Here is a 25,198-nt window from a genome sequence, read left to right on the forward strand (position 1 = left end):
GGATCAAAAATGCCGAAGATAACCCTAACAAAAGGTGAGTTAAAAGCAACCTTTTTATCATCAGGAGACTTATACCTGTTAGAAGCAAATGAAGCCATTATGATCAATCAATTAAATGGCAATCCTTTAGATGGTAGCTTGAACCAACTGTATTTGCGGGAGTATACCGACACTGGTTTGCAGGTGACCCCACTGATTGGCTCGAATGCCGCTAGCCGTTTTTCCCATACGGAAACTGCTTTGTATTGGCAAGGAAAGGCCGGCAATATCAGCTACCAAGTGCAATTTAGCCTTGGAGCAGACAATACTTGGTTTTGGTCGGTCAATTTAAGTGGCCAAGGGGAAACTGTAGACTTGCTAGTGGGTCAAGACCTAGGGAATGCTGCAGCAGGTGCGGTACAATCCAACGAAGCCTATGTCTCACAATATATTGATCACCATGTACTGGAAGTCGAAGGTGGCTATCATATCGTCTCCCGCCAAAATCAACCCCAAGCCGGAAAATTTCCTGTTGTTCAAATGGGGTTGTTGCAAGGGGCGATTGGCTATGCAACTGATGGCTATCAGTTCTTTGGCAAAGCTTATGAATTAACCCATCAACCTCAAGCCTTAACGATGGCTTATTTGCCAAATCAAGTCTATCAATATGAGTTTGCTTACTTGGCTTTTCAAACCGGTAAAATGACTTTGGATCAGCCCCAAGACTTGGATTTTTATGGCGTTTTTCAGGAAGATCATCCAACTGCTGTTTCTGAGTTGGTACTGCCATTGGACCAAGTCAAAGCCGCTCGACCTGCGATGTTGCCACAAGACGCAGTTGCTGCTGGGATCACCAGTGCCAAAAAAGATCAGTTGGGGGAAGTCATCAGTGGTGAACCCCTGACGGCGGAGCTACTTGAAACGCTTTATCCTGAAAGACAGTTGGAAGAATGGCAAGAGGAACAACTGTATTCCTTTTTCACTTTGAATCATCATCATGTGGTTTTACAAGAAAAAGAATTACAGATGGAACGTTCCCACGGGCATATCTTACTCAGTGGTGAAGAGCTGACTGTGGATACACCTTTGATGAGTACCACCGTCTATATGTTTGGGCTCTTTAATTCGCAAATCGTTTTAGGCAATACTAATGTCAATAAACTCATGAGTAATAGCCGCAACTCTTTAAATGCTATGACGCATTCTGGCCAACGGATTTATCTAAAAGACGGGGGTAAATGGCACCTTTTAGGGTTGGCTTCAGCCTTTGAAATGGGTCTGAATTCGGCGACTTGGTATTACGTGTATCAAGGTGATTTATTGACTATCACCACTTATACCTTGGCCGCAGGTCGTGAAATTCGGACGCGGTTTACCAGTCGTAACCAACGCTCGTATCAACTGCTCCTGACCAATCACTTCATCATGGGAGCTGGCGAAACCCAAAGTTACCAGTTGACTCAAGAAGATAAGCAACTGAAACTTACTGCCGCATCAGAATCATTGATAGCCAGTGAATACCCAGACTTGACTTTTTACCTCCAAACCAGTCAAGACTTTACGGTGACAGATGAAAGTATTTTGGGAGTCAGTGCAGATACACCCGAATTAGTCTGCCTAGTTTTTGACGATACCCCAGATTTAGAAATTGTCATCCAAGGAAACTTGGAGGGGGGCGCATTTGTAGCACAAGATACGGATGTAGCGACTGAGGATGCAGCTTATGCAGCTTTTGTTGATGATTTGCTACGTCATTTCCAACTGAGCCATCCTCATGAAGAAGTTGCTAGTTTCAATACCTTGACCCGCTGGTATTGTCATAATATGTTGGTGCACTATCTGTCACCTCACGGGTTGGAGCAATATGGTGGTGCCGCTTGGGGAACACGGGATGTGTCACAAGGACCGACGGAATTTTTCTTCGCTTTGGATCGGCCGGAAGTTGTTGCCAGCATCATCCAACATGTCTTTGCCAATCAATTTGCAGATGATGGCAATTGGCCTCAATGGTTTATGTTTGATCGCTATGAAACTCAAAAAGCTGATGAAAGCCACGGGGATGTCATCGTTTGGCCGATGAAAGTCGTCGCTGATTACCTGGCTTATACCGGCGATTACGGTATTTTGGATTTACAAATTCCTTATACTGATCGTGGCACCTTCTTGAAGACGAGCCAAACTGCTTCCTTGTTAGAACATTTGCAAAAAGAAGTGGGGTATATTGAAAGTCATTTCTTGCCAGGGACGATGCTGTCTTGCTATGGGGATGGCGATTGGGACGATACGTTACAGCCTAATGACCAACGTCTGAAACATCAAATGGCGAGCACTTGGACGGTAGCCTTGACTTATCAAGTCATCACGAAGCTGGCGCAAGGGTTACAGTCAGTGGTACCGGATTATAGTCAGCATTTGCAGGAACTTGCGACAGGAATTAAAGCCGATTACCAAAGAATTATGGCACCAGCAGGCATCTTACCAGGTTTTGTCTTGCAAAATGAGGAGCAACAATTTGAATTTATCATTCACCCTACTGATCAAAAAACCGGCATCACGTATCGTTTGTTGCCTATGACCCGTAGCATGATTGCCGAATTATTAACCCCAGAACAAGCGGTGGATCACCTAGCTGTCATTAAGGAATTTCTTCAGTTTCCAGATGGGGTTCGCTTGATGAATCGCCCGGCAACTTATGCCGGTGGTGTCAGCACTTATTTCAAACGTGCGGAACAAGCGGCAAACTTTGGTCGAGAAATTGGCTTGCAATATGTCCATGCCCACATTCGGTTTACAGAAGCAATGGCTAAACTAGGAAAAGCTGATGAAACATGGCATGCTTTGCAAATCATCAATCCGATTCAAATCCAGCAACACATACCTAATGCCATGTTGCGACAAGCCAATGTCTATTTTTCAAGTTCTGATGGCGATTTCAAAACAAGGTATGAAGCGCAAGAAAACTTTGATAAACTAAGAGATGGTAGCGTAAATGTTAAAGGTGGCTGGCGTATTTATTCCAGCGGTCCGGGGATTTTCATGAACCAAATGCTAAGCAATGTTTTGGGCATCCGCCAAGATTGTAATCACTATATTTTTGATCCGGTGTTACCGGCTAGCTTGGATGGGTTGCAATTAAACTACCGTCTAGGAAAAGAACAAGTGACGATTTTATATCGTATCAATCAAGGAAAACGCGGGCTAGAGCTAAACGGTGAAGCGTTGCCGACGACAATCGAGAAAAATCCGTATCGTCCAGGAGGCTTAACCATTGCCAAGGGTGAGTTAGAAGCTAGGCTAACTGCTGACGCACAGCTGATTATCTATTGCTAAAAGCAACAAACTATAGGAGTGAAGCACATGGTAGGAATTAAAGATATCGCGAAGGCCGCAGGAGTGTCCATTTCCACTGTCTCGTATGCATTAAATGGGAGCCCTAAAGTGACGGACCAAACCCGCAAAAAAATAGAAGCAATTGCTCGCGAGATGAATTACGTTCCCAACATGGCAGCCCGCACTCTGAAAAAGCAACAAACCAATATTGTTGGTGTCTACCTAGCCGATTACGGCGGTAGCTTTTATGGGGAACTACTGGATGGGATTAAGCGGGGATTGGCCACTTTTGATTATGAAATGATCGTCTGTAGTGGCCAGCGCTCCCATCTGTTCATCCCTGAACGGATGATCGATGGGGCCATTATCCTTGATTGGACGTTTCAAACTGCGGAAATCAATCAACTAGGCAAGCAAAAACAACCATTGGTGGTATTGGACCGGGAAATTGATCAAGCATCCGTCTGCAAAGTACTTTTAGATAATAAAGGTGGGGCGACGTTAGCGATTAGTAAGTTTGCGGATATTGCTAGTCAAAAAGTCTTTCTCGTGACAGGACCTGATGGCTATGATAGTCAAGAACGTTACCAGGCTAGTGTCAAAGAGTTAAATCGATTTGGTATCGATTATCAGGTAGTTCAAGGAGACTTTACTGAACCTTCGGGCTACCAAGCAGCGGCTGAAATCATGGCCACTAATCCGACATTTCCGGTAGATATTTTCAGTTTCAATGATGAAATGGCAGTGGGGATTTATAAATATTTTGCTCACCGGCCGGAAGAGATTGGTAAAGAGATTCGCTTGATTGGGTTTGATAATATCGAGTTGGGTACGTTTATGAATCCACGATTGGCCACGATTGCCTACTCCAAGCATCGTTGGGGCATGGTAGCTGCTGAGAAGATTGTGCAACTGATTCAAGGAAAGCCAGCAGAAGATGAAGTCATCTATACTTCCTTTGTCGCTGGTAAATCATGTCCGTGAAAGGAAACCGCTAAAGATGGCTATCAACCATATTCATTTTTCATCGCAAATTTTAGGAAAAGGTACCTCGGTCAATGTTTTCTTACCGCAAGTCAAGCGGGCCCACTATCCCGTTTTGTATTTGCTCCACGGCTGGTCTGATGACTGTCACGCTTGGATGGATAATACTTCCTTGGCTCGTTATGGTAATGAGTATCCTTTTATCATTGTGATGCCTCAAGTCGAGTTGAGTTATTACACCAATATGTTTCAGGGAGAAGCCTACTTTGATTTTCTAACCCAGGAATTACCAGCCTTCATCCAACAATGGTTTCCTGTTAGCCCGCGACCGGAAGCGACTTTCGTGGCGGGACTTTCGATGGGCGGATACGGTGCATTCAAATGGGCCCTCAGTTATCCTAATCAATTTCGCGGTGCTGCAGCTTTATCTGGTGCACTGGATGTTGTGAACCTTTGGGAAAACGATCCTAGTCGCGATAAACGTTTCACTAGAATTTTTGGTAGTTTAGCAGCTGTCAAAGGTAGCGAAAATGACTTACAAGCGATTACTGCAAAACACCAAGCTACAGCTCAGAACCTTTGTCTCTATCAATCCTGTGGTACCGAAGACTTTTTGCTTTCAGTCAATCGCCAATATGCCCGACAATGGCAATCACAATTTGCCAATTATGAGTATCAGGAACATCCCGGTACCCATAATTGGGTGTTTTGGGACCAAGAAATTCAAACCGTGCTAGCAAAATTTGCCCATTGCTTAGAGGACGCTGGCCAATAAACGATTGATCATCTCAATGTGCATAGAACCCTAAAAAAGTTTACTATCTTCAAGACATATCAAGCCATCCTCATGAGTCAACAATCACTCGTGGGGGGCTTTTTTTGTATCGACTAAATGCTAATGATAAATACGGCTTTGAATGCTACTAATGAATTCAGTTGGAAATGTTTTGTTGGAGGATAAAAATATTTCTTAGCTGCTATCATCGGTTATAGCTCAAATAGCGCCTTTATTCTATCGGTTTGCTTTCCATTTTTGGATATCGATGGGAAAGGGAGTTTTTATTGGTCGATTCTAAGTTAGTTGCTGGAGATCAGCACTTTTGCAATAATCAGCCACTAGGCAAAAGACCTATCCTATTAGGAAAAGCTAATCTGACATAAGCAGAATACTTCATTATTTTATGAAGTAATGGTAATTTAATTAGTAGAATGATCATTTTATTTTCTAAAGGAGGATATTAGAATGGTTGACAAAGATGAAGTAAAAGGCAAAGCAACGGAGCTCAAGGGAAAAGTCACTGGAGATGAATCAGAAGAGCTAAAAGGAAAAGCACAACAGGGACTTGGTAAAATCAAAGAAAAAGTCAAAGAAGCAGCGGATGATGTCGCTGAAAAAGTCAACGATATCGTGGATGATTTCAAAGAGAAGGATCAAAAATAAGTCGTCCAGTGCTGCATCCCACGTTCCAAGAGGTAACAAGATTACAGTTAAACTAAATTATCTATCAAAAAAGACTACCCATGAAAAATCATGGGTAGTCTTTTTTGATGGATAAAGATATTGTAAAATTTTCACAAGTGAAAATCCCGTAATACCATGTCTAAAAATATCTGGCTTCACAAACTTGCTCAACTACCGCAGTCAGTTGGATTTAGCGACTTTTGCTTAATTCAACTAGCATTTTCTAAAATTAAAGTGAAACCGATATATGATAAAGATTACCACGTGTCGATTCCGCCTTAATTCTCGACAGCTAAACGAGTTCTTGTCAGGGGAGACGTGTGAGCATTTCAGTATACATGCGACAGGTATGATACGGTCCTTTCCAGGCGTTGGCGATATCTTCAGTGAAATCTGGTCGCCCGTCATTGTTCAGATAGGCATACCACTCACTGTTGGGTCGAGGATCGATAAAGTTTCGTTGTACCATGTTGAAGTGGCAAGTAGCCAACTCATGATAAGCCTCGTCACCAGTTAATTGGTAGAGATTATAAAAGCCAATGATTGCTTCAGCTAGCGCCCACCAAGTTTTTCTAGTTGGAGCCTTTAAATCATTTGAATGATCCCGGATGATGCCATTGTCATCGAGGCCATTTGCCGCTACCTGCTTGCCAAGATTTTCGATGAGGGCCCGAACTTGCATATCTGTGATCCCAGTAACAGTCAAGGTCCGCTGCAATAGCCAGCTGGTTTCAATATCGTGACTAAAACTGATTTCCTGGGTTAAAGGCTGCCAACTAGCATTGAAAAATTGGAAGCAGCCTGTTGGTGTTGCAATGTTATCGGTAAAAATGGTGAGTAATCTTTGTAGCGCAGCTTTGACTGGGGCTGTTGGCATCGTCAGATAGAAATTGGTGTATGCTTCCAAAAGGTGCAAATGAGTATTGGTGGTAAAGGCTAGCTCTGGTAAATTGCTATGGCCAATCGATTGGGGAAAGATGGGGGACCAGTCACGAGCAAAATCCTCCTGGTAACCATTTGTCACAGGATTATAAGTCTTCTTTTCCAGCAGATCAAAGAGGGTCGTTGCCATCGCTAGTGCAGATGGATCTTGAAAGGCCAAGTAAAACTCACTGAGGCCGTAGAGGGCAAAACTATTCGCGTAGGTGCTTTTATGGGACGCAAAGAGCGCACCTGTTGCGGTTGCTTCCCAGAAAATTCCCTGGTTCTCTTGATCCCAACAAGCTTGTCGGAGAAATTCATAGGCGTGGGTTGCTGCGGCTTTTAGACTAGTCAAAAATGACTTTTTAACAGGCGTGTCTTGCAAAATACGGTAGCAATGACTAAAACTCCATAAATACCGGGCGTTCATCAAGCAGCTTTTATTCGCAGTGGCATCTGTTTGTAAGTTAAAATTCCGACGGCCGTAAAAACCACCGTGAATCAGATCCATCTCACCTTGCCAGAAGGGGAGGATTTGTTGTGTGAGCTGTGTGTACAATTTCTTCTTATCCAAAAAAACACCTCCAGTTTTATTACACCTACTATATCACGTTGTATAAATCATTAGAATGAAAAGTATATATTTATATTGAATTTTTTGACTCCCTCCTTTACAATATGGAATTGAAATCGATTACAAAAAAGAAAGGTGGAGAAGTGAAAAGATGGAAACAATCAATGGGATGACTTTTGGGTTTATGAGCCAGCGAGGAGATTGGCAAGACCCCATGAGCCGAGAATCGTTGCGGAAGATGAAAGAAGAATTAGCTGTAAGTCATGTGATATTACCAATTACTGTCACCCAAGCTCATCCTCAAGCTACCAAAATCGATTGGCAAAGTGATAGCGTTTTATCAGATGCAGAGGTGAAAGGGATGATTGCTTATGCGCAGGAAATTGGGTTGAAAGTTATCTTAAAACCCATGGTCAATGTGGCAGATGGTACGTGGCGAGCCCATATCAATTTTTTTGATCACGATGTTCCCTGTGAACCGACTTGGAGTCAATGGTTTGACGCCTATCGTGACTACTTGAATCACTATGCCCGACTCGCCGAAGAGACGGGGTGTGTCATGTTGGTTGTCGGTTGTGAATTGGTTAATAGTGATCGCCGGGATGCGCAGTGGCGTGAAACCATTTCCCAGATACGTCAGCATTACCATGGTCTTCTGACGTATAACTGCGACAAGTATCAAGAAGATCAGCTAACTTGGTGGGATGCAGTGGATGTCATTTCTTCCTCTGGGTATTATCCGATTGACAAATGGGAGCAAGAATTGGATCGAATTGAAAAAGTGGTGAAGCATCACCAAAAACCTTTCTTCTTTTGTGAAGCAGGTTGTCCAAGTCGTGAGGGTAGTCAATATCTTCCCAATGATTGGGGGTTGCCAGGAGAGGTCAGCATGTTGGCTCAATCTCAATGGTTTCAAAGGATGTTTACTGCTTGTGACAAGAGAAACTGGGTACAAGGCTTCGGTATTTGGGACTGGAAAGCGCAGCTGTATCCTCGTGAGGCGGCCCTTAAAGACGATGATTATGGGGTTTATGGCAAACCGGCGGCGAAGATCATTCGCGAATTTTATAAAAGTACAAAATAATTTTCATAAAAGTATATACTTTAAATAAAAAATATAGTATTATGAGCTTGTAATCGTTTTCTCTTTGCAACACACTTAGTAACAAGGCATGAACAGTTTTTGGTAACAGCACTTCATTTATTAATTTTAGGAGGAAAGTAACATGAAGAAAAAAATGCTAGGTTCAATCGTCGTCTTGGGGGCAGCAGGTTTAGTTTTAGGGGCGTGTGGAAACAACAAAGATGCCGCCAATGGCAAGGATGGCGGGAAAACGGAGACCATTACCTTCATCAACCACAAAACCGACTGGGAAACCAACGGAAAATGGGATGAATATATGGCAAAATTCAATGAGAAATACCCAGATATCAAAGTCGAAATTCAAACGATTACAGATTATGCTGGTCAAATCAAAACCCGAATGAATAGTGAAGAGTACGGGGATGTCTTGATGATTCCAGGAGATATCAAGCCAGAAGATTACGGGAACTTTTTTGAACCCCTTGGTAAAAAAGAAGAGCTCAGCAAAGATTATATGGGCTTAAACGATCGTTCCTATGATGGGACAAGCTACGGATTGCCATCACAGATGAATGCCACTGGGATGGTAGTCAATCAAAAAGTCTTTAAAGATGCTGGGATTGACGAATTTCCGCAGACTCCTGAAGATTTTGTCGCAGCCTTAAAAACCATCAAAGAAAAAAATGCTGAAGTGACACCACTGTACACGAACTATGCGGCTGGTTGGACTTTGTCAAACTGGGATTTTGTCCGCAGTGGCGCTTCTGGGGATAAAGATTTTACCAATAAGATGACTTCAGACAAAGAACCATTTGCAACAGGTAAAGTGATGAACACGATTTATAAAACCTTGTACGATGTTAGCAATCAAGGGTTGATTGAGGCTGACCCCACGACATCTGATTGGGAACAATCAAAAGTTGATATGGCTAATGGGAAGATCGGGATTATGGTTTTGGGAAGTTGGGCGGTTCCACAAGTCAAAGACATCAATGCTGATACTGCTGAGGACATCATCTTCCAACCATTTCCAATGACTGCTGAAGATGGCAAACAATACTTGCCAATCGGAGCAGACTACAACTATGGGATCAATGTTCACAGCAAACACAAAGAGGCAGCACGCAAACTGATCGATTGGTTAGTCAATGAATCAGACTACGCCGAAGAAAATGGGGGCTTGTCTGCCAAGATCGGTGCTGATTATCCAGAATCATTGAAAGCGGCCCAAGATGCTGGGGTTGAACTAATGGAAGAAAACCCAGCACCAGCCGGCAAAGAATCTTTATTTAGCGCTATCAATGACCAATCTGAATTAGGTGTGGGCACTACCGATGCTGAAAAACAACGAATCATCGATGCAGCAGTCGGCAACTCAAACGAAAGCTTCGAAGCGATTATGAAAGACTTCAACAAACGCTGGTCAGATGCGATGGCCGCCGTGGGAGAATAAAAATTTTTGAGAAGGCAGCCTAGTAGTCGGTCAAAGACTTTTGGTTGATGGGTAGTAACCACTAGTGTTGCTGGTAGGCACTCACTTTTGTCTGGCAACGTGTGCCAGACAAAAGTATCGTGTCGTCAAAAAAGCTTACCTTGGTAGTGACGCTTTTGTAGGATACGATCAAAGGGGCGTACATAGCGATTGCAGATTGTGGTCGATATGGGGAGTTTTAGAATAAGGAGGAGCCAACATGAATAAACAGGGAGAGTTGACCATGAATAAGACGGTGAAAAAATCCCGTTTTAGCCAAAAAACCGAAAAACGAATCTTGATCTTTACCTTTACCATTATTCCGGTGTTGTTGTTATTATTGTTATCTTATTATCCGTTGGTGAAGATGTTCCAGTACAGTTTGACGGAGTGGAATGGTTATTCCCCAGATAGTAAATTTGTCGGACTAGATAACTACAAGACGGTTTTAACCAATCCCAAATATTTCACTGTTTTCAAAACTAGCTTGTACTATTTCTTCGCGACGTTTTTACAATTGGGTGTCGCGCTATTGTTTGCAACGATTTTGTCCTTTAAGGTAAAATTTGCCAATTTTTGGAAGGGAATTTTATTTTTCCCTTATTTATTAAATGGGGTAGCAATCGGCTTTATTTTCTTGTACTTCTTCAAAGGTGGCGGTACTTTGGATACGGTGCTATCAGCGCTAGGGTTGGATAGTCAAATTCGGCTATGGCTAGGGGATCGCTCCATCAATAATATTTCCTTGGCCTTTACCTCCTTGTGGCGTTATACCGGTTTTAACTTTTTGATTTTTCTAGGTGCAATCCAGTCGGTCAATCCAGAAGTTTATGAAGCAGCTGAGATCGATGGGGCGAATCGTTGGGATGAGTTCCGCTATATCATCGTACCGAGTATTCGTAAAATCATCTTTCTAAACTTGATTTTAGGCATCAGCGGCTCCTTGAGTGTCTTTGATATTCCATACATTATGACTGGAGGCTCCAATGGCACCATGACTTTTGTCATCCAAACCATCGATACTGCCTTCAAGTACAATAAAGTCGGTTTAGCTTCAGCGATGGCCGTTATTTTACTTGTGATTGTCTTAGTGGTGACCTTGATTCAACGCAAATTTATCAGCGAGAAGGAGGCGTAGCAGATGAAAAAACAGTTATCTATTGGACGGATCGTTCAATATTTAATCTTGATCATTGGGGCAGTCGTTGCCGTATTACCAATCTTGGTGGTTTTTATTGGCTCTTTTAAATCCAACAATGAATTCTTGTCTACTGGTGTCTTGTCGCTGCCAAAATCCTTGGACTTTAGCAACTACAAAACGGCCTTTATCAATGGTCAAATGTTGACTGGTTTTAAAAACACCTTGCTTATTTTTGCTATTAGCATGGTGGGAAAACTCTTGTTAGGTTCGATGTTTGCCTATGTCATGAGTCGTTTTGATTTCAAACTAAAGAAACCGATTATGGCTTTGTTTATGATGGCGATGTTGATTCCTGGTATTACTAGTCAGGTAGCGACGTTCCAAATCATCGAAGGCATTGGCTTGTTCAACACGATTTGGTCAGTTATTTTACTAAACTTGGGAACCGATGTGATCTCCATCTATGTCTTTTTGCAATACTTAGATGAAATTCCAGTCTCTTTAGATGAATCGGCCTATTTGGATGGAGCCAATTATTTTGGTATCTTTTGGCGGATTATTTTGCCCAACTTAAAGGCGCCGATTGTCACCATGCTGATCATCAGTGGTGTGGGTGTTTACAACGATTTCTACAATCCTTTCTTGTATATGCCTGATCGTAAACTAAAAGTAATCTCCACTGCCCTCTTCGCATTTAAAGGCCCGTATGGAACCAACTGGCCAGTGATCTTAGCCGGGGTAATTATTGTTATTTTACCGATTTTAATTGTCTTCTTGGCTTTGCAAAAATACATTTACAATGGTGTGGCTGGTTCTGTGAAATAACTTGCTGAAAAAGGAGGCAAACAGATGACCGAGAAGTCCAGTAAATTGGTAGCTGTAGTGGAGTTACTCTATGTCCTAGTGAAGTGTTCCTTGCATTTTTGGGGCTGGTTAGTCACTGGTGGCTTGATTTATGGCTGGGTTAGTAGCCAGAAAAAGTTAGTCCTTTGTGTCGATCATCCAGAGGCTTTACAAGAAAAGCTCTGGCGCTTGACTGAGAAGTTGCCAGCAACGAAACTGTGGGAAAAAGTTCTTTCGGTGGGAATCTTTCTGGCCTTGGCCCTCTTTTTAGCTGGTGCTTGGCTCGGCAGCACTTCGCTAGGCTTGCTTTTTAAAGTGATAGGAGGCTTATCACTGCTTCTTTTCTTGCTCTACAGTGCTCACTGGGTCTTAGGGACCGTGGCGGATGACGAATCGAAGGGAGCTCCTGTTGCGATCGGCTACCAGCTATTGCTTCAGACGCTACGGCCCAGTTTGCTAAATGGCTTCATCCTGGGCACCTATGCCTTTTGGCTCCTGTTGCTACCGGTTAGTCCCCTGTTGTTTTTCTTAGTGGCTCCTGGTGGGGTGGCTTATTTACTGAAAAAAGGCGCGCAAAAATATCGTGAAATGGAAGGAAAAACTCATGATTCATGTCAATCCTGAAAGAAAAGAATTTCACCTAAAAAATCAGCACATTAGTTATATTTTTCGAGTGATGGAAGAGTTAGAGGTTTTAGAACAACTGTATTTTGGTAGCAGTATTCCTCATTATGAGCACTATGATTTTTTGATTGAAAGAGAAATACGACCCGCTAACAACCAGATCAAGCAAAACTACACCACGTCTTTGGAACACATCAAACAAGAAGTGGGTGTTTATGGTACCACTGATTTTCGCTATCCGATGTTACGGGTGCGCTATCCAGAGGGAGATCGCATTAGTCACTTTACCTATCAAGACTATCGGATTGAATCAGGGAAACAGGCCCTTTCTGGTTTACCTGGCAGTTTTGGAGAAACGGGAGAGACCTTGATTATCACTTTGCAAGATCGCTATTCCCCGTTGCAGGTGGAGCTTTACTATACTTTGTTTGGTGAAGAGGCCGTGGTGACCAGACAAATGAAGATCATCAATCCTAGTGAGACGACTTATGAGCTGTTGGACTGTCTGAGTTTTAATTTGGATCTTCCAAATCAGCACTATGACTGGCTACATTTGGACGGTGCTTGGGCGAGAGAAACCCAGATTAGTAGAAGTCCCATCGCTTATGGTGTGCAAGAAGTTAGCAGCACTCGTGGCGCCAGCAGTCATATCCACAATCCTTTTCTGGCTGTTTGTGAAGCCAATGCGACAGAAGAACAAGGGAAGGTTTATGGCTTTAGCTTGATTTATAGTGGTAATTTTGTGGCGCGCTTGCAGTTGGATACGTATGATATTTTGCGAATTCAAATGGGGATCAATCCTTTTGAATTTGCTTGGCAATTGACCCCTGAAAGTTCATTTTTGACACCGGAAGCAGTACTGGTATACAGTGAGGCCGGTTTTAATGGGATGAGTCAAAGCTTCCATCATTTTTTCCAAGAGCACCTGATCTCACCTCGCTGGTCTCATAAAAAACGGCCGGTTTTAATCAATAATTGGGAAGCCACTTATTTTGATTTTGACAGTGAGAAATTATTGCAAATCGCTAAAAAAGCGGCGGCAATCGGTGTGGACCTGTTCGTGTTGGATGATGGTTGGTTTGGTACGCGGAATAGTGATGCTGGTTCTTTAGGAAACTGGCAGGTACAACAAGCCAAAATACCAGAGGGAATCGCTGCTTTTGCAACGAAAATCAATCAATTAGGCTTGGCATTTGGACTCTGGTTTGAACCGGAAATGATTTCTGAAGATACCCCAATGTATCAAGAGCACCCTGAATGGGTAATCGGCAATCCTGAGAAGCGAATCTCCCATGGACGAAATCAGTTTGTTTTGGATTTTAGCAACCCAGATGTGGTGGCGACGATTTTTCAGCAAATAGATGGCGTTCTCGCCTGTGGCAAAATTAGCTACTTGAAATGGGATATGAATCGCTATATTTCAGAACCATTTTCCAATTATCTCGCCGCTAGGAATCAAGGGGAGTTGTTCCATCGCTATATTTTAGGTGTTTACGACCTGTATGAAAAAATCTTAGCTAAATACCCTGATTTGTTGATTGAATCTTGTGCTGGTGGTGGCGGTCGTTTTGATCCTGGTTTACTCTACTATGCGCCTCAAACTTGGGCCAGTGATGATACCGATGGCGTCGAGCGTTTGAAAATCCAATACGGGGCTTCACTAGTTTATCCATTAGCCAGTATTGGTAGTCACTTGTCGCAAGTCCCCAATCATCAAGTAGGACGTTCGCCAGGGCTGACGTTTCGTAATCAGGTGGCAATGTTTGGCACCTATGGTCTGGAGCTGGATATTACCAAGATGTCCGATGATGAGCTGCAGCAGGTGAAAGCGGCAATTGTTACCTTTAAAGAATACCGAGAACTGATCCATGAAGGACGTTTTTATCGCCTGAATAGCCCCTTTGATGATACGCAGTGTAGTTGGATGGTGGTTTCAAAAGATTTGAGTGAAGCGTTGGTGGCGGATTATCAAGTGTTGGGTAAACCGAATCCGGCATATCGCCGTTTGTTATTGACTGGTTTAGATTTAGAAGCCAGCTACCAAATCAATCAACAGCCCCAATTGCGTTCTGGTAAGGATCTATCCAGCATTGGTTTGCTTATGGGAGGCAATTATATCGGTCGCCCACAAGACTATTGGTCCCGGCAATTGCCCGGAGATTATGCATCTCAGCTGTATCATTTACGACGAGTAGGTAAATAATCTCAAAAGAACAGGGGCCGGCTCTTCCCATTCGGTAGCAGATAGGATAAGATGTTAGGACAAGCCATAAGTGGAGGAAACATGACGATGAAAAAATATATCCTTATTTCCAGTGATATCCGTAAGAAGATACTGGAAGGTGTGTATCAAGCAAATCAACAAATTCCCTTCGAAAAAGATCTTTGTGTGGAATATGACGCTAGTAAGATGACGGTGAAAAAAGCCTTGGATATGTTAGTGTCAGAGGGATTGATTATCAAACGTCGTGGATCTGGTACTTTTGTCAAAGATTTGGCCACTGATGAAATGGAACGCATCGCGGTGGCGAATCAATTTCGTGGGACGACTGCTCTGAATCCAGGAAAAGAAGTTAAAAGTCAAATTTTGGAGTTTAAGGTAGTAGAGGCGGATGACTTGGTTAAAAACAAGTTGAATATGCAAGAGGATACCTTTGTCTATGATATTTATCGGGCTCGTTACATCGACGGCAAGCCACTCGTTATTGAAAAAATGTACATGCCTATCGATTTGATTCCAGGCTTAAAAAAAGCCAATATCGAAGGCTCCATCTATGAATATATCGAAGGCGATCTCGGTTTAAAAATCCAAAGTGGTCATCGACGCATCAGTGTGCGTAAGGCGACTGAGATCGAACAACAGTATCTGGAATTGGAACCGGGGGATCCGGTGGCAGTGGCGGAGCAAATCGCCTATTTTGACACAGGGGTCGCTTTTGAGTACTCCATTTCAGTTCACCGTTATGACAGCTTTTCGGTGGAGTTCGTCTTAACAAGAGAATAAGTAAGCGGAAAACAACCTTTCCGCTTTTTCTTTTGATTTTCAAATTCAAAAAGTATAGACTTAAAATTTAAATGACTACTTACGATAAAAAATAGGGTAGGTAAGTTGGTTGAGAAAGTAGGGGAAGTTCTTGAGTATTTTAGCAATTGATATCGGAGGGACGGGTGTCAAATATGCCCTCTGGGAAGCAGAAGCCTTGACTGGCAACGGCTCCTTTGTGACACCTGCGACTTGGAAGCAGATGAAGGCCGGACTCAAAGCCACGTTGCACAATCTGGCTAGTTGCAGTCAGGAGCCGATTGAAGCGGTGACGATCAGTGTGCCGGGAGCTGTCGATAGTGAGGCGGGGATTATTGGTGGTTATAGTGCGATTCCTTATATTCACCGGATGCCCTTTGTAGCAGAACTGACAGACTTATTGGGAAAACCAGTTTTTGTGGAAAATGATGCCAACTGTGCCGGATTAGCCGAAGCTTTTTATGGAGCTGCCAAAGGGGCCAAAAGCGCTGTTTCTTTCATCATTGGTTCGGGAATCGGTGGCGCCGTAGTGTTGGAGGGCAACCTAGTCAAGGGCCAGAGTTTATTTGGTGGCGAGTTTGGCTACATGCTGACAGAAAACGGTCAAACCTTAAGTGAACTGGCAAGTCCCGTTCATGCAGCAAAGCGCTATTCCACGCAAAAAGGCTTGGTACCGGGGATTACCGGCCGAGAACTATTTGACTTGGCGGCCACTGGCGATCCATTAGCCCAGCAAGAAGTCCAACAATTGCATCGAGCTTTGGCGATTGGTATTTACAACGTCTGCTTGGTAGTCGATCCGGAAGTCGTCTGTCTCGGGGGAGGTCTCTCAAGGCGGAAAGATTTATTGGCGCCAGTACAAGCCCAATTGCGTTTGCTACAGCAACAACATCACTCAGAGGACCAACAGATTACAGTGAAGATTTGTCAGTTTCAACAAGATGCCAATCTGATAGGGGCTGTGGCTAACTATTACTTACGAAAGGAGCAAGCTTAATGTATGCAACAGATGCCCAAAAATTGTGGCAAAGCTATCAAGGAAGTCAGCGAAAACCAGCTGATTTTGAAGACTTTTGGCAGGCAGGGTTTCAAGAAGTAGCCGCTTTGGGGACGGACTATCACCTAGAGCCCCATCCCTTGCCTTCTTCCGTAGCTGAAGCCTTTGATTTGACTTTCACAGGTGTTCAAGGAGCGACTATCCATTGTCAGCTCATTCGGCCAAAGCATCCACCAAAAAAAGCCCCCCTCTTATTTCAATTTCATGGGTACCATACCGATGCTGGGGACTGGTCCGATAAGGTCGCGATGGCTGCTGAAGGCTTTTGGGTAGTGGCATTGGATGTCAGGGGACAAGGCGGGTTATCAGAAGATGTAGGCTTGATCACGAAAACCAGTCTAAAAGGCCATATCATCCGAGGCGTGGAGTCGGGACCAAAGGCTTTGTTTTATCGAAATGTCTTTCTCGATATTTACCAATTGACAAGAATCATGGTGGCTGAACCGCAAGTGGATACCAGCCAACTGTATGCTTATGGTGCCTCACAAGGCGGGGCTTTGGCCTTGATTTGTGCGGCTGTTGCACCGGAAATCAAAGAAGCATTTGTTTGCTACCCATTTTTGAGTGATTATCGTGAAGCCTATCGCTTGGATGTGGAAAACTCTGCCTATGAAGAGTTGGCTTATTGGTTTCGCTTTAAAGACCCCTTGCACCAACGAGAAGCAGCATTCTTTGAGACCTTGGACTATATTGACTTGCAATACTTCGCTCCCTGGATCAAAGGAAAGGTGCATTGGGCAATCGGACTGGCTGATACCGTCTGTCCTCCAAAAACTCAGTTTGCTGTATACAATCAGCTAAGTAGCGCAGCTGACAAAGAAATGTTGTTTTATCCAGAGTATGGTCATGAATACTTGCCAAAATTTGGCGACCACATGCGGCAATGTTTAGCCGACGTTTTGAAAGAAAAGGAGTAGAATACTATGTTGACATTTCCAAAAGATTTCTGGTGGGGTGCAGCCACGTCTGGTCCCCAATCAGAAGGCCGTTTTCAAAAGAAACATGCCAATATGTTTGATCATTGGTATGATATTGAGCCTGAAGTTTTTTATGACCAAGTGGGGCCAGATACGGCGTCAAACTTTTACAATAGCTACCGAGAAGATATCGCATTGATGAAACAGACGGGCTTGAACTCCCTTCGTACTTCGATTCAATGGACCCGTCTCATCAAGGATTTGGAAACCAATGAAGTGGATCCAGCGGGAGTGGCTTTTTACAATCATGTGATTGACGAGTTTTTGGCTCAGGGAATCCGACCAATTTTTAACCTCCATCATTTTGATTTGCCGGTGGAACTGTACCATAAATACGGTGGTTGGGAATCGAAGAAAGTGGTCGATTTATTTGTGGGATTTGCCGAACAGTGCTTCGCTTTGTTTGGTGACCGAGTGAAAGACTGGGTGACCCACAATGAGCCGATGGTGGTGGTGGATGGCGAGTACCTGTTCCAATTCCACTATCCCAAACTGGTGGATGGCAAGAAGGCGGTACAAGTAGCGTACAATTTAAACCTCGCTTCTGCTAAGGTGATGGCCAAATTTCGCGAAATGGGGCAACCAGAAGCCGGTGGCCGGATTGGGACCGTGTTAAACTTGACGCCGACTTACGCTGCATCAGAAGCCGAAGCTGATCAAGAGGCTGCCCGCATTGCCGAACTGTGGAACAATAAAATGTTTCTCGACCCGGCTATCAAAGGGACGTTTCCCGCGGAATTGGTCGAATTGCTGACCAAAGATGGGGTATTGTGGCAGTCAACCGCCGCCGAACTGGCTTTGATTAAGGAAAACACAGTTGATTTCATCGGAGTGAATTTCTATCACCCAAACCGAGTGAAGGCACCGGATATTGCGCCGAATTCAGTGGGGGCCTGGATGCCTGATCGTTATTATGATGCCTACCAAATGCCTGGCCGTCGTATGAATATTGACAAAGGGTGGGAAATCTATCCCAAAGCAGTCTATGACATTGCCATCAATATTCGCGATAATTATGGGAATCTTCCTTGGTTTGTTTCCGAAAATGGGATGGGGGTTTCTCGGGAAGAACGCTTTATGGATGATAAAGGCCAGATTCAAGACGATTACCGCATCGACTTTATCAAAGAACACCTCCAATGGTTGCATCAAGGGATTGAAGAGGGTTCCAACTGTTTTGGTTACCATCTATGGACCCCGATTGATTGCTGGTCTTGGAGCAATGCTTACCGGAACCGTTATGGCTTGATTGCCAATGACATCCACACGCAGATTAAGACGATTAAAAAATCTGGGGAATGGTTCAAGACGTTGGCGGAGAATAATGGGTTTTAACGGCCTTTAAGGAATAACCTGACACAACCGCAATCTTTCGGCTGTGTCAGGTTATTTTGTTGTAAAAAAAAGGTTCAGCCTTGTTTGCTTAGAGCCCTTTTTGTGGAAGTAAAGGGGAAATGTTAACGATTGAAAAACTTCATTGGAGAAAAGCAAGGCGATTCGTTTTTCTTATGTATGGGATTACTAGCTCTCGCGATCATAATCATCTTTAATCGATGGGAACATTGGGAGGAAATCAGAAAAACATCCTAGCGCAACCAAAAGGATGTTGGTCATACTAGGATGTTTGTTGTATCAAGAAAAGTTTATTCCAACACTTGCCAACTGCGTTCTTCATCAAAGCAAGCCGCTTCTTTCTGAGCATTGGCGACGACGGCTTGCGGATACTGCAAAACCTTCAGCAAGGCGATGGCATTGCGGCTGGTGGAAGGGCCTTCCTTGACTTTGTAGTCGAAGGTGACACCTTCTTCATCGGTAACGGTTTCTGAAAAATGCAGATTGGCGCATTTATTTTTGAGAATTTCCGTCAGCTCGATATCGTGAGTGGCGACAAAGGCCAGACTTGGGTGATCAGCAATCCAAGCCACCACGCTGGAAGAGGCGGCAATCCGTTCCACGGTATTGGTACCTTTGAGGATTTCGTCGATGAAGCAGTAACAGCGGATGTTGGTTTGCACTAAATCCAACAAGCGTTTGATGGACTTGGTTTCAGCGATGAAATAACTATCTCCTTCAAAAATATCGTCTTCAATCGCCATCGAGGTGATGACGTGTCCTGGTTGTAGGGCAAAACTTTCCGCCACCGCGGTATTGATGGTTTGTGATAAGACACAGCTGATGGCGATGGCTTTGACATAGGTGGACTTCCCAGATGCATTGGAGCCGGTGATTAGGGTGTTTTGATGCCAATCCACTGGGTTGACGATGGCGCCATTGACCAAGGGATGATAGACAGATTCTGCTTTCACAGAACCGTCACGAAACTCGGGAATACAGCTTAGTGGCATATAAGTCCGAAAATTTAAGATGGCGATAGCGACTTCTTGATTGCCCAAGAGTTCCCAGAGGTTGATGGCTTTTTGGGAATGGTTACTGATTTTTTTTAGCACAAAATTGTAGGCAATAAAAGGAATCATAAACATCATATTGACATAATCCATAATCATGTCGATTTCTGAGGTGCCTTTGGGGCGAAAGGAGAAGCCCCATGTGGCGATGCCTTTTAAGGGTTTCAGATTTTCCTTGATCGCGGCTTGGTCAGGGATTGGTTCTTTGGCGATTTTTTCCGCCAAGGCGATGGTTTGCACCAAGTAGCGCATACTGTTGAGCTCAGTTTCCAGTTCGTTTTTCTTCATTAGATAATAAACTACGTTAATCAAGATAGCACCAATCAGTAATAAAATTCCGGGACCTTGGCGGAAAATCAATAACAAGATCCCGAGAATCGGTAGGCAGCCAAGAAGGAGGAAGGTCCAAAAATTTCCCAGCTCTTTTTTGACACCATTGGCCAGATAATCTTTGGTAAAATTGTTGTCTTGTTTGCCAAGGCGGGCAAAATGGTACTGGACATTTTCCCGGATATGGGGATTTTTTTCATAAAAGGCAATCAAGGCTTCGGTTTTATCTGCTTTCCCTAGGTCAAAATTGCGGAGGCGCTGGTACAGGGCTTCGGAACCAACGCTAGAGTAGGTGGCATTAATCAAATCAAAAATAGCAAACATATCCAAGTCATACCAGGTGATGTCATCTACCTCGGAATCGGCTTTGCGGAAGGCTTTTTCCGTATGCCATGCTTGCTTGAGGCTTTCTTCTTTGTCTAGACGGGTTTGGTGCGGCTGGCGACCCCAGCGATAAGCCACCATGCGTTTTAGTTTTTGGCGGCCATAGATGTCCATGAGAAAGAACAAGACAATGACCCCGGCGACGATGGCAAGAGCGATTTTTAATTCATTCATAACAGTTCTCGACTTTCTTAACTATTTTTGGCCAAGTAGGTGGCGATACTGGCCAGGATGTTTTTTATTATATCGCGAAATGCGTGAGTTGGGGTCATTAAATAGAAGAAGCGATGATTATTTTCTGGTAATTCCTGCCAAGTGCTATCCTTGCGTAAGGACAACTTGGAAACAATCGCTTGGCCCACTCCTTGATCCAGTAGGGAAAGGAGCATTTCGTTATTATTGACATGAATCAAATGGGGATTGCGGTTATGAAGTTTTAAGTAGTTTTCATTCATTAAGCGCAGGCCAGAATCTTCTTCGCGTAAAAGCCAATAAGCCGAATCCGGGTTTCCTGCCAAGACGAGTTCATCTTGGTAAATTTCTTGTTGGTGTAACGTTTCACTGCGACCAGCCTTTTCGATAAAACCGATATCGGCTTTGTTTTGTTCCAATTGATGAATCACTTCTTCAGAGTTCATCATTTGCAAAGTGAAATCGACAGTCGGGTGTTGTGCTACCAGGTAAGCGATGATGGCTGGTACAAAATAGACGCCACAGGTATGGGAACAGGCGATGATGATGTGTTCTCGGAAATTTTCTTTTTCTTTGATGCGACTTGCGGTGTCATCCCAGGTGGCCATGATTTGTAGCGCCCGCGGATAAAAGAAATCGGCTTCTTCTGTCGGGCGAATTTCCTGTTTGCCACTACGCTCAAAGAGGCTCGTTTGCAATTGCTCTTCCATTTTTTTGATTTGCAAAGAGATGGTGGGTTGCGACAAAAAGAGAATTTCAGCCGCATGGGTAAAATTGCGGGTTTCATAGACGGTGATAAAGGTTTTTAGCAATTGGAACATCAGGATTTCCTCCTTGGAAAATAGGTTGAAATAAGTGCAGTTGCGAGCAGACAAAGGCAGAAAAAACACGAAAAAATTCCTACTTTGAAGGTGCTCGTTACCAAAAAGAATGATGGCTCTTTCATTATATTCCTTAATCATAAATATTTATACTATTTATTTTGCGAAATGTAACAAAGGGAGTATACTAGTCGATGTTGAAAGGTTTTGTTCGTTCTTTTTTGAAAATAGCGAATGAAAAACTATCGTTGTTGCTTTTCACAAAGCAAGGAAAATTTAAAAACCAAAATGAAGGAGTTTATGGCATGAAACAGTTTTTGAAAATTGTACCAATCCCAATGTGTGGCTTAATTCTAGGGTTAGCCTCTTTGGGAAATCTCGTGAAAGACTACGGCTATCAAACCATTGGCAATGGGATGGGGATCGTCGCTGGTGCGTTGATGATTTTAATTTTGACTAAGATTTTTTTAACATTTGGTCATGTGAAAGATACCTTGAAAGATCCCATCGTCGCTTCTGTCTCGCCAACATTTACCATGGCTGTTATGGTATTGTGTACGTATCTGCTGCAGTTGACGACGATTGCGCCACTGGTGAAATATATTTGGTTAGTCGCCATTTTGATTCATTACGGCTTGATGTTCTATTTTAGCTATCATTTTTTGATCAAGCCATCTGTCGCCATCGATCACTTGTACCCTAGCTGGTTTATCGTCTATGTAGGGTTAGGGGTCATCTCAGTGACTAGTCCGAACTTCTTCCCAATGTTAGGCCAAGTCAACTTCTGGATTGGGTTATTTCTTTACTTGTTATTGTTACCATTTATTATCCATCGGGTCTTCAAAGTCAAAAATATGCCGGATCCAACGCTGCCCTTGATTACCATTATTGCAGCCCCTGGTTCTTTGCTTTTGACCGGTTATTTAAAAGCTTTCCCTGAGCCGCAAGCTTGGCTGGTTGTCCCCTTGTTGATTTTGTCCCAAGTCTTGTATTGGTTCATCATTACACGCATTGTGAAACTCTTTACCTTGCCATTTTATCCAAGTTACGCGGCTTTCACCTTCCCCTTGGTGATTTCGGCGATGGCGATTACAGCAGCCAGCCGCTTCTTGAATGCTGCTGGCTACAACATGGGGTGGTTGACCGTAGTTGCGGGGATTGAAACCGTGATTGCAGCGATGGTGGTGCTCTATGTTTTAGGCCATTATGTCAACTTCCTGCGCAAACAAAGAATTTCCTTGACGCAAAAGCTTTCTGAATTAGCAAAATAATCAAAGACGTCTCCTCGATTGACTACTGGTTTGTAGTGATGGGGGAGACGTTTTTTGATTCGTAAGATATTATGCTAGGACAATTCCCTTCAAAATATCATAAACTCGTGTGATATCAGAAGTGGTTCCCCGTAGCTCATAGTCTGCCAAAAAAGGGACGTCAAACGCTTGGGCATATTGTTTGGCAGTCAGGCAGTATTGGCGATTGAAATTCTTATTGCCACTGCCAACGACTCCCAGACAGCGAGTAGCATTGTCTTTATAGGCTAGATACTCCCGTAAACTTTCGGTGAGGATTTCTTGATCGCCATTGTCCACACCGTTGCCACCTTCAAGGTACGTAGGAACAAAGGCGAAATAGGGAGCTTCTTCCAAAGCGGGGAGGGTATTGTCATCGATTTCTACTGCCAACACTCGTGGTGCCTCAGTGTCTTTTTCTTGCTGAGCTTCGGCATAGTCTATCAGTCGTTTGATAAAGGAACGGGTATTGCCCGAAATGGAAATATAAAGGATTTTGATCATCATGAAACCTCCTGTAAGTAGTGAAGCTTTAAAACGTGCCTCACTCGTTAGCAAAAAGTATAGCACGAGTTTTGAGGTTTCTCAGGTGAATTGCTCATTAGCAGTTTTGGGTTAGGGTTAGCCAACTAAACTCCTCAAGGCAACAAAACCACCCTAGCAATGGTTCACTAGGGCGGTTTTGGCTAACTATTAGCAATCAGCTTTTTTAACGGTGGTTTTTGTAATAATGTTGGCACAAAAGATGGCCGACACGTTCGCCTGCATACCAAGAAAGACCAATGCTCAGCAAGAGATAAAGCAATGAGCCGTAGAATTCAGGGCTGACAAAACGCATCAATGGGAAAACGAAAGCCATCAGGATGATGCCAACCGCCAAGCCAATGATGCCACAGAAGAAGGCAACCGTTCCTTGATTGAACTCCGACACACCGTAGTTGGGAACGACTTCTTCTGATCCGATGGCTAAAGCAGGAATGCAATAAGCAGACAAGGGATCTTGTGGGTTAAACTCACTTTTGGTTAAAGCGGTTTGGCTGCGTTCGGCTTTCTTTTGATATTCTGTTGGTTCCATGGTACATCCTCCTAAAATTATCTGGTCTATGTAAAATGAAGATAGAAAACAAGGATTTCTATTTATTAACTCTTTTTTCTAACCTTTTTCACAGCCTTATTGTAACGCCTTAAAAGCGGTTTGTATAGCTAGTTTAACTGGCTTTACACAAGATTAAAGATTCAGAATATTCGACTTTGTGCAAGAATTTTTATGAGAATTAAAAAACACTTTTTAATGATAAGGAAACAGAGCAGACTTGCTTCCGGAGAATTTCTCAGGAGGTAGTGGGAACGGTAAATGCCAACCAAAAACAGTTGTCGTTTTGCTAGTTCATCTTAGCGAACTCTGCTTAGGTGAACTGTGTGCGCAACGATCATTTAGTACTCAGACATCCTTGACACTACTACCCGAGGAATTCTCCCCCAGCAAGTCCCCCCCTGTTTTATCTATTATTGATTGTTGACTTTGCTCCCCAAAACTTGCTATTTTCTTCCTTAAAAAGAAAGCAAGCTTATCGTGAATAAGGTGGAATTTTGTGTAGTAGGATTGATAAATCTCATCTTTTTTGTGACATCAAAATGACGGCATGATACGCCGCTTAATTCCTGAACTATCAACCTTTTTGGCGTCTAATTTTTATAAGTTCTTTATCAATAAAAAAGCCAGTGCCACTTATAAAAAATAGGTAGCACTGGCTAATGGATTCTTCAATTGAGTTAGCAGCCATTGCTAGGTAAAAAATGCCAGTTATCTTCTTGCTTGGTATTTTTTTTGCGATTATAAAGCCAATAATCCAAGATGGCGGCAATACAGATACACAAGGGGGCATCCTCGTCGTGGGTGACATCTAGAACATAGTAATCCCCCGTCAACAAAGTGGCTTTATCCATCGTCATGATTACTTGATTAAAGTGACGGATACCGTAGCGGTGATTGTATATGTCTCCCTGGACGGTCCAGTGTAATTGTTGAATGTAATAAAAATCTCCTGGCCAATTGAAGATCTTTTGTAAGGTACCGACTTTTTGAAAATCTTGATAGATTTCAAAACGGGTGCCAAAAGTGAAACTGACTTGCTTGATACTAGCTACCAATTGGCCATCCATGGCGTACAAGGAAAGGGCATCCCCTTTGGTCCCCCAGCGGCCGACTAAAAGAAACAAGGATTTACCAGCTTCATTTTTGACGATTGTCCGTGTGATACTGGACAATTGTTTATCTTGAATAAAAAACTCTGACACAACAGCCGCC

21 protein-coding genes are annotated in these 25,198 nt (G+C 43.4%); 15 read left to right on the plus strand and 6 right to left on the minus strand.

Annotation, left to right across the window (positions count from 1 at the left end; translation table 11 throughout):
• The first annotated feature begins 9 nt into the window (after positions 1-9).
• The 4 genes from ACO03U_RS00665 (at position 10) to ACO03U_RS00680 (ending at position 5,734) form a co-directional block, all read left to right on the plus strand.
• Positions 10-3,309 (plus strand): GH36-type glycosyl hydrolase domain-containing protein, encoded by a 3,300-nt coding sequence (locus tag ACO03U_RS00665; protein WP_204684830.1) that lies wholly within the window; start codon positions 10-12, stop codon positions 3,307-3,309.
• 27 nt (positions 3,310-3,336) lie between these two features.
• The gene (locus ACO03U_RS00670) at positions 3,337-4,293 is read left to right on the plus strand and encodes a LacI family DNA-binding transcriptional regulator (RefSeq protein ID WP_204684829.1); all 957 of its coding nucleotides are present in this window, start codon (positions 3,337-3,339) and stop codon (positions 4,291-4,293) included.
• Between the two features lie 16 nt (positions 4,294-4,309).
• Positions 4,310-5,068 carry an alpha/beta hydrolase gene (locus ACO03U_RS00675; protein WP_204684828.1) on the plus strand — a complete coding sequence of 253 codons (759 nt, stop codon included), beginning with the start codon at positions 4,310-4,312 and terminating at the stop codon, positions 5,066-5,068.
• A gap of 468 nt (positions 5,069-5,536) precedes the next feature.
• A complete protein-coding gene (locus ACO03U_RS00680) occupies positions 5,537-5,734 on the plus strand; it encodes a CsbD family protein (protein ID WP_160232011.1) in 198 nt (65 codons plus the stop codon).
• 328 nt (positions 5,735-6,062) lie between these two features.
• Here the strand turns inward: ACO03U_RS00680 and ACO03U_RS00685 are convergent, their stop codons facing one another.
• Positions 6,063-7,250, minus strand: coding sequence for an AGE family epimerase/isomerase (locus ACO03U_RS00685; RefSeq protein ID WP_423104354.1), 1,188 nt, complete (start codon positions 7,248-7,250; stop codon positions 6,063-6,065).
• A gap of 151 nt (positions 7,251-7,401) precedes the next feature.
• On the opposite strand from ACO03U_RS00685, the gene ACO03U_RS00690 reads away from it, so the two are divergent.
• From ACO03U_RS00690 to ACO03U_RS00735, 10 genes are all read left to right on the plus strand, one after another.
• The gene (locus ACO03U_RS00690) at positions 7,402-8,334 is read left to right on the plus strand and encodes a glycoside hydrolase family 113 (RefSeq protein WP_204684826.1); all 933 of its coding nucleotides are present in this window, start codon (positions 7,402-7,404) and stop codon (positions 8,332-8,334) included.
• 142 nt (positions 8,335-8,476) lie between these two features.
• Positions 8,477-9,787 carry an ABC transporter substrate-binding protein gene (locus tag ACO03U_RS00695; protein ID WP_204684825.1) on the plus strand — a complete coding sequence of 437 codons (1,311 nt, stop codon included), beginning with the start codon at positions 8,477-8,479 and terminating at the stop codon, positions 9,785-9,787.
• Between the two features lie 238 nt (positions 9,788-10,025).
• The gene (locus ACO03U_RS00700) at positions 10,026-10,943 is read left to right on the plus strand and encodes a carbohydrate ABC transporter permease (protein WP_202625849.1); all 918 of its coding nucleotides are present in this window, start codon (positions 10,026-10,028) and stop codon (positions 10,941-10,943) included.
• Between the two features lie 3 nt (positions 10,944-10,946).
• Positions 10,947-11,771 carry a carbohydrate ABC transporter permease gene (locus tag ACO03U_RS00705; RefSeq protein ID WP_161869838.1) on the plus strand — a complete coding sequence of 275 codons (825 nt, stop codon included), beginning with the start codon at positions 10,947-10,949 and terminating at the stop codon, positions 11,769-11,771.
• A 24-nt stretch (positions 11,772-11,795) separates the two neighbouring features.
• On the plus strand, positions 11,796-12,413 hold the full coding sequence (locus ACO03U_RS00710; RefSeq protein WP_204684824.1) for a hypothetical protein: 618 nt from the start codon (positions 11,796-11,798) through the stop codon (positions 12,411-12,413).
• On the plus strand, positions 12,394-14,616 hold the full coding sequence (locus ACO03U_RS00715) for an alpha-galactosidase (RefSeq protein WP_204684823.1): 2,223 nt from the start codon (positions 12,394-12,396) through the stop codon (positions 14,614-14,616). Before ACO03U_RS00710 ends, ACO03U_RS00715 begins: the two co-directional genes overlap by 20 nt.
• An 87-nt stretch (positions 14,617-14,703) precedes the next feature.
• Positions 14,704-15,417 carry a GntR family transcriptional regulator gene (locus ACO03U_RS00720; RefSeq protein ID WP_204684822.1) on the plus strand — a complete coding sequence of 238 codons (714 nt, stop codon included), beginning with the start codon at positions 14,704-14,706 and terminating at the stop codon, positions 15,415-15,417.
• A gap of 130 nt (positions 15,418-15,547) precedes the next feature.
• A complete protein-coding gene (locus ACO03U_RS00725) occupies positions 15,548-16,432 on the plus strand; it encodes an ROK family protein (protein WP_204684821.1) in 885 nt (294 codons plus the stop codon).
• Entirely contained in the window at positions 16,432-17,409 is a 978-nt protein-coding gene (locus ACO03U_RS00730; RefSeq protein WP_204684820.1) for an acetylxylan esterase, read from the plus strand. The genes ACO03U_RS00725 and ACO03U_RS00730 overlap by 1 nt, the downstream gene beginning before the upstream one ends.
• A 6-nt stretch (positions 17,410-17,415) precedes the next feature.
• A complete protein-coding gene (locus ACO03U_RS00735) occupies positions 17,416-18,804 on the plus strand; it encodes a glycoside hydrolase family 1 protein (protein ID WP_161869832.1) in 1,389 nt (462 codons plus the stop codon).
• A 308-nt stretch (positions 18,805-19,112) separates the two neighbouring features.
• Here ACO03U_RS00735 and ACO03U_RS00740 read toward each other — a convergent pair whose 3' ends face one another.
• A complete protein-coding gene (locus ACO03U_RS00740) occupies positions 19,113-20,762 on the minus strand; it encodes a MutS-related protein (protein ID WP_204684818.1) in 1,650 nt (549 codons plus the stop codon).
• A 17-nt stretch (positions 20,763-20,779) separates the two neighbouring features.
• The gene (locus ACO03U_RS00745; RefSeq protein WP_204684817.1) at positions 20,780-21,601 is read right to left on the minus strand and encodes a LysR family transcriptional regulator; all 822 of its coding nucleotides are present in this window, start codon (positions 21,599-21,601) and stop codon (positions 20,780-20,782) included.
• A gap of 305 nt (positions 21,602-21,906) precedes the next feature.
• Between ACO03U_RS00745 and ACO03U_RS00750 the strand changes: the two genes are divergently transcribed.
• A complete protein-coding gene (locus ACO03U_RS00750; RefSeq protein WP_204684815.1) occupies positions 21,907-22,872 on the plus strand; it encodes a TDT family transporter in 966 nt (321 codons plus the stop codon).
• Between the two features lie 69 nt (positions 22,873-22,941).
• Here ACO03U_RS00750 and nrdI read toward each other — a convergent pair whose 3' ends face one another.
• The 3 genes from nrdI to ACO03U_RS00765 form a co-directional block, all read right to left on the minus strand.
• Positions 22,942-23,391 (minus strand): class Ib ribonucleoside-diphosphate reductase assembly flavoprotein NrdI, encoded by a 450-nt coding sequence (gene nrdI / locus ACO03U_RS00755; RefSeq protein ID WP_161869868.1) that lies wholly within the window; start codon positions 23,389-23,391, stop codon positions 22,942-22,944.
• 208 nt (positions 23,392-23,599) lie between these two features.
• Positions 23,600-23,965, minus strand: coding sequence for a hypothetical protein (locus ACO03U_RS00760; RefSeq protein WP_204684814.1), 366 nt, complete (start codon positions 23,963-23,965; stop codon positions 23,600-23,602).
• Positions 23,966-24,663: 698 nt separating this feature from the next.
• Positions 24,664-25,188, minus strand: coding sequence for an LURP-one-related/scramblase family protein (locus ACO03U_RS00765; protein WP_161869827.1), 525 nt, complete (start codon positions 25,186-25,188; stop codon positions 24,664-24,666).
• Positions 25,189-25,198 lie beyond the last annotated feature (10 nt).

This window comes from Enterococcus diestrammenae (assembly GCF_049384045.1).
GTDB classification, from domain to species: domain Bacteria; phylum Bacillota; class Bacilli; order Lactobacillales; family Enterococcaceae; genus Enterococcus_C; species Enterococcus_C diestrammenae.